Source organism: uncultured Arthrobacter sp., from assembly GCF_902805515.1.
Classification (GTDB): domain Bacteria; phylum Actinomycetota; class Actinomycetes; order Actinomycetales; family Micrococcaceae; genus Arthrobacter_D.
Window position 1 is genome coordinate 1 of the sequence record NZ_CADCTE010000175.1, and the last position, 5,911, is coordinate 5,911.

Sequence of the window (5,911 nt, forward strand, 5' to 3'; positions counted from 1 at the left end):
TGTGTAGTTTCCGTCCCGGGACCACTCGGTCTCGCCGTGGCGGAGCAGCCACAGCCGCGGCAGCGGGGTTCCTGCGGGGGTGGGATCGGGCTGGGCTGCCCCTGAGAGCGGACTCATAGTATCTCCTTTGATTCAGGCTGGTGTGACCACCAGCTGCGGAGCCGGGCCTCGGCGGTTGCCGGGTCCAACGGTCCGTGTTCCATGCGCTCCTCGAGAAGATAGCGGTAGGCGCGCCCGACCACCGGGCCAGGTGTTATTCCGAGGAGGGCCATGATCTGCGCGCCGTCCAGGTCGGGGCGGATCATGGCAAGCTCTTCCTGCTCGGCCAGAGCGGAGATGCGGGCCTCAAGGTCGTCGTAGGCAAAGGCAAGCCGTTCCACCTGACGCCGGTTGCGCGTTGTCACATCCGAGCGGACCAGGCGGTGGAGCCGCTCCAGCAGCGGCCCCGCATCGGTGACATAGCGGCGCACGGCTGAATCGGTCCAGCCGGCCTCACCGTAGCCGTAGAACCGCATGTGCAGTTCGACGAGGCGGGACACGGCCTTGATGGTGTCGTTGTCGAAGCGCAGCGCGCGCATGCGGCGGGCGGTGAGCTTGGCGCCCACCGCGTCGTGGTGGCGGAAGCTGACGGCGTTTCCGGGGCCGAACTTCCGGGTGGCCGGCTTCCCGATGTCATGGAGCAGCGCTGCGAAGCGCAGCACGAAGTCCGGTCCCGGGACGGACCCGTCGGCGTCGGTTTCCAGCGCGCAGGCCTGCTCGAGGACGGTGAGGGAGTGCCGGTAGACGTCCTTGTGCCGGTGATGCTCGTCGATCTCGAGCCGCAGCGCGGACACCTCGGGAAGCACGTGGTCGGCCAGTCCCGTCTCGACGAGGAGGTCGATGCCGCGGACGGGAGCGCGGCCGTTGATCAGCTTGACGAGTTCGTCCCGGATCCGTTCGGCCGAGATGATTCCGATCCGCTCCGCCATGGCCGTCATCGCCTCGGCCACCTCCGGAGCGACGCTCACTCCTAGTTGGGAGGCGAAGCGGGCCGCGCGCATCATCCTCAGCGGATCGTCGGAGAACGACGACGACGGCGCGCCCGGGGTGCGCAGGACGCCGGCGTGCAGATCCTTCACCCCGCCAAAGGGGTCGACGAGCTCCATCGCCGGAAGGGTCAGGGCCATCGCGTTGATGGTGAAGTCGCGCCGGAGCAGGTCCTCCTCGAGGTTCGAGCCGAAGGCCACGGACGGGTTCCGTGAGCCAGGGTCATACGCGTCGGCGCGGTAGGTGGTGATTTCGATCTGGTGGGAGCCCCGGCGCAGCCCGATGGTGCCGAAGGCCCGGCCGATCTCCCAGTAGGCGTCCGCCCAGCCCCGGATCACGGCGAGGGTCTGGTCCGGATCGGCATTGGTCGTGAAGTCGAGATCCGGGGAGCTTCGGCCCAGGAAGAGGTCGCGGACCGGTCCCCCGACCAGTGAAAGCTCGTAGCCGGCCTGGCTGAAGAGCTCTCCCAGCTCGGTGACGACCGGCGGGAGCGGCGTGGTCAGGGTCGATTTGTCCAACGGGTGCACCATAGTCCCTTAAGCGTGCCAGATCGGGGGCCAAATTCCATGCCGGGGCCGCCCGCCGCCTCGGCTGCGGCCTGCCGCCAGCCCCAACTGTTCGGGTCGGCCCGGCCTGCCGCCGTCATTGCCTGCCGTTAAAGATCGTTAGAGTGGTCTGCATGGACCGACCCGTTCCAAGTGCACCTAAACGCACCCCGTTGACAGTGTCAATGGGAAGCCCGGGCACGCCTGCACCGCAGCACCAGCTGCCCACGGTGGAGGAGGTGTCTGCGGGCGGGATCGTTGTGGACACTACCAGCGGGACCCTGAATGTCGCGATCATCGCGCGCCTGAACCGCGGCGGCAGGCTGGAATGGTGCCTCCCCAAGGGCCATCCCGAGAACCAGGAAGACAGCGAGCAGGCGGCGGTCCGCGAGATCGAGGAAGAGACCGGTATCCGCGGGGACATCGTCACCGCGCTGGGGAGCATCGACTACTGGTTCACTGTCAGCGGACACCGGGTGCACAAGACGGTTCACCATTTCCTCCTCGTCGCCACCGGCGGACACCTGACCATCGAGAACGATCCCGACCATGAGGCGGTTGACGTCGCATGGGTGCCCCTTGATGAGCTGGGGCGGAAACTGTCGTTCCCCAACGAACGGCGCATCGCGGATCTGGCCCGCGAGGTCCTGCCCAATTACCTCTGACGCACCGCGTCACGCAAGGAGACGAACGTTCTCAATGTCCGAAAGCAACACAGCCTCGATCCCGGTGCAGGACACCGGCGTGCTGGCCGGGCGTACCCAGCGCCATCCTGAAGGTGCTGCCGCGGGACGGAACGGGGCCGCCGCACCCGGCGGCAGCGGCCCGGCAGAAGACACCACGGCCCGCTCCAGCGCCATCATGGCCGCCGGAACCCTTGTCTCGAGGCTTCTCGGCCTGATCCGCGTCGCGCTGCTTGCCACGGCGATCGGCACCCTCGGCCAGGTCTCCGACCTGTTTCCTGCGGCCAACAACCTGCCCAACTTCATCTACCTGATGGTCGCCGGCGGCGTCTTCAACGCCGTCCTGGTGCCGCAGATCATCAAGGCAAGCCGCAAGGAGGACCGGGGTGCGGACTACATCAGCCGCCTCATCACCCTTGCAGCCTGCGGGCTGCTGGTCCTGACGGTCCTCGCGACCCTCGCGGCCCCCTTCATCGCGGACCTCGTGAGCAACGTCTCCGGTGCCCGCCTGGCCCTCGTGACCACCTTCGCCTACTGGTGCCTGCCGCAGATCTTCTTCTACGGGCTGTACGCCATCATCGGCCAGGTGCTCAACGCCAACGGCTCGTTCGGCCCCTATACCTGGGCGCCCGTGGTCAACAACGTCATCTCCATCGGCTTCCTCACCGCGTTCATCGTGGTCCTGGGCCCGGAAAGTACCGCCGGGCACACCCCGGAGAACTGGACGCTTACCCACACCCTCCTGCTGGCCGGCGGCACCACCTTCGGAATCGTCGTTCAGGCCCTTGTGCTGTTTCTCCCCCTGAGGAAGCTGGGCCTCGGCCTGAGCCCCCGGTTCGGGTGGCGGGGCGTCGGCTTCGGCCAGACCGGAAAGCTCGCGTCGGTCACCATCATCACCATGCTCGTCGGCAACGGCCTGTACCTGGTGAACCAGTGGGTCGCCACCATCGCCACCGAGGCCCGCGCCGACTACGCCAACCGCACCCCACCCCAGCCGATTGCGGGTCTGGCGAACCTTGAGATCGGTTCCCTGGTCTATGTCCTTCCCCACTCGGTCATCGCCGTGTCCCTTGCTACGGTTCTGTTCAACCAGCTAGCGGCTGCACACGCCGACCACAACCTCGCGGCGCTCAGGGACACCCTCTCCCGCGGGCTGCGCACGATCGGGGTGGCCACGGTGTTCGGAGCCGCGGCCCTGCTCACCCTGGCCGTGCCGCTGGGAATGCTCTTCAGCGGTGGATCCCAGGCGAGCGGCGCCATCAATGCGGTGATCATCGCGCTGCTGGCCCTGGGCGCGCCGTTCCTCAGCGCCAACTTCTTCCTCAACCGGGTGTTCTACGCACGGGAGGACGTCGTCACCCCGCTGAAGATCCAGCTGATCCTCTCGGTGCTGGGAGTCGCTCTCGCCCTCACCGCCGGCGCCTTCCGGCCCGACCTGATCGTGCCGATGCTCGCCGTGGGGTACTCGGTGGGCAATGTGGTGGCGGTCGCCGTGACCCACTTCTTCCTTCGGCGGACCATTGGCCGTTACGGTGCCGGGCATATCTTCGACGTCCATGTCCGGCTTACCCTCGCCGGGATCGCCGCCGCCGTCGGCGGCTCGGCCCTCCTCTGGCTGGCGGGCGCATACCGGCCGGACGGATTCGTCTGGCAGTCCGTGCTGCACTCGACCGCCGTCCTCATTGTCGGCGGCACGGTGATGGTCCTGATCTACCTTGCGGCGCTGAAGGCCCTGAAGGTCAGCGAGCTCAGCGAATTCCTTTCCCCGCTGCTCGCCCGGTTTAAGCGGTGAGGGAACTGACGCCGTAACCCGGGGAACAGGCGGTCGACCGGTAGCATGGGTAAAAATCAGCCAGCTTGCAGCGGGAGGAACACGTGCCAGAAGCAGTAGACGTCGGTTCAGTGCTAGGGGGCCGATACAAAGTCACCGCCTATGTGCTGGCTTCTGCTGACAAGGACCTTGTACTCGATGGCGTGGACCAGGTCCTGAACCGCCCCGTCAGCATCCTTGTCGCTTCGCCCGCCAACGCCGGCCAGGTGGCCGCCAGTGCGCGCGAGGTGGCAACCGGTGAGCGTCACGGCTCGATTCAGGTCCTCGACCTGGGAATCACCGAAGGAGGCACCTACCTGGTCACCAACCGGGCCTCCGCCGCGGACCTGCTGGACCTGATTGTGCAGCAGGAGGCGCCGTACATCGAACCGTTCTTCACCGACACCCTGGGTTCGGAAATCTTCGGGGTGGCACGGTCCACGGAGCCGGAGACCTACGACGAGGACCACTACGAGGAGAAGGAGCACGTCGAGCGCCGTTCACCATTCGCCAACCTGTCGAAGAAGTTCGGCCGGCCGGCGGCGGGAGCCACCGCGGAGGATGCACAGCCGGTGACCGCCGGTGGGTCAGGAACCGCTGAACAGCGTGCCGTCGGTACCGAATCCACCCCGAAGGCTTCCCGGCCGGTCCCGCCCGCGCCGGCGATGCCGCCCGCGGGGTCGCCTGGACCCTCCCGCGGATCGGCTGGCAGAGACCCCCGTCGGCAGGAGGATCCCAACCCGAAGGTGACCCGTCTTCCCAGTGAGCCCGAGGCATCGGGCCCGGGCAGGACTGCCGGCGCCGCCCTCGGCGCCTCGGCCCTGGGTGCGTCGGCTGCTGCCGGGCGGCCGGAGCGGGCTCCGTCCCGCTTCCCGGCCCCTCCTCCTGCGGACGACGACGACCGGGATGAGTACGAGGACGACCGCCCCGAAGGCAACCGGAAGTTCACCCGGATCCTGGTGGGAGCAGTTCTGTCGCTGCTTTTGATCATCGCTGTGGTCGTCGCCGCGACAACCATCGGCGGGCTGTCCAACCCCACAGCCAATGACGACCCCACGACCTCCGGTGGTGAAACACAGGGAGCGGAATCCACCCCGCCTTCCGGGGCTGCCACCGAGTCCGCCGAGCCCGCCGCGGAAACGGTCCCCCCGGTCATCACCGGCGTGACACGGCTGGTTCCCAGCAACCAGAACCTCGACGCCCCGAACGACGCGAACCTGCCCCTGACCGTGGACAACAACCCGGCGACCTTCTGGGGAAGCTATGTCTACGCCAATGACGTCTTCGGCGGACTGGCGCAGAGCCTCGCCCTCGTGGTCGAACTCGAAGAGGAATCAACAATCTCAGAGGTCAAAATCGACCAGTTGAACGGCACCGGCGGAAACTTCTCGGTGCTTCTCAACGACGCCCCCACCCTGGAGGGGGCGGAACAGATCGCCCAGGGAGGCTTCACCGGGCCGTCCATCACCACGCCCGTCCCGGAAGGGGACGACGGACCGGCCACGGCACGCTATGTGATCGTCAACTTCACCCAGCTGCCCCGGCTCTCGAACATCCAGGCGCAGTTCCCCTGGGGACTGCGCATCGCCGAGATCGGCGTTTCCTAGGAAACGCGGTGGCTCCCCAGGCACGGCGCGTCCTCCCGGACGCGTCCCCCGGAATAACCCGAGGACAGGCATGGTTGTGCTAGGGGTCCGCGGAGATCCATGCGCAGGCTACTGCAGCGTGCACCCAGATAGGAAGGTTCACCGTAAACGTGACAACTGAAACCCAGACCGCAGCAGGCGGCACCCCCGAAGGCGAGCAGAAAATCCACGATGTCATCATTGTGGGATCCGGACCGTCGG

4 protein-coding genes are annotated in these 5,911 nt (G+C 67.2%); 3 read left to right on the forward strand and 1 reads right to left on the reverse strand.

Annotation, left to right across the window (positions count from 1 at the left end):
- Positions 1–113: 113 nt before the first annotated feature.
- Positions 114–1,556, reverse strand: coding sequence for a CCA tRNA nucleotidyltransferase (locus QZX79_RS16185; protein WP_294569865.1), 1,443 nt, complete (start codon positions 1,554–1,556; stop codon positions 114–116).
- Between the two features lie 149 nt (positions 1,557–1,705).
- Here QZX79_RS16185 and QZX79_RS16190 point away from each other — a divergent pair, with 149 nt between their 5' ends.
- The 3 genes from QZX79_RS16190 to QZX79_RS16200 all read left to right on the forward strand — a co-directional run bounded on the left by QZX79_RS16190 (position 1,706) and on the right by QZX79_RS16200 (position 5,671).
- Complete coding sequence (locus QZX79_RS16190) at positions 1,706–2,236, forward strand: NUDIX hydrolase (protein ID WP_120165932.1); 531 nt, start codon at positions 1,706–1,708, stop codon at positions 2,234–2,236.
- A gap of 34 nt (positions 2,237–2,270) precedes the next feature.
- Positions 2,271–4,046, forward strand: a complete 1,776-nt coding sequence (gene murJ, locus QZX79_RS16195) for a murein biosynthesis integral membrane protein MurJ (protein WP_294569868.1) — start codon at positions 2,271–2,273, stop codon at positions 4,044–4,046.
- An 83-nt stretch (positions 4,047–4,129) separates the two neighbouring features.
- Positions 4,130–5,671: an ABC transporter substrate-binding protein gene (locus QZX79_RS16200; RefSeq protein ID WP_294569870.1), complete on the forward strand. Its 1,542-nt coding sequence runs from the start codon at positions 4,130–4,132 to the stop codon at positions 5,669–5,671.
- Positions 5,672–5,911: the final 240 nt, after the last annotated feature.

Excerpts from the sequence above, each read along its gene's own strand:
- QZX79_RS16185 (WP_294569865.1), bottom strand. The coding sequence starts at position 1,556 with ATGGTGCACCCGTTGGACAAATCGACCCTGACCACGCCGCTCCCGCCG.
- QZX79_RS16190 (WP_120165932.1), top strand. The coding sequence starts at position 1,706 with ATGGACCGACCCGTTCCAAGTGCACCTAAACGCACCCCGTTGACAGTG.
- murJ (WP_294569868.1), top strand. The coding sequence starts at position 2,271 with ATGTCCGAAAGCAACACAGCCTCGATCCCGGTGCAGGACACCGGCGTG.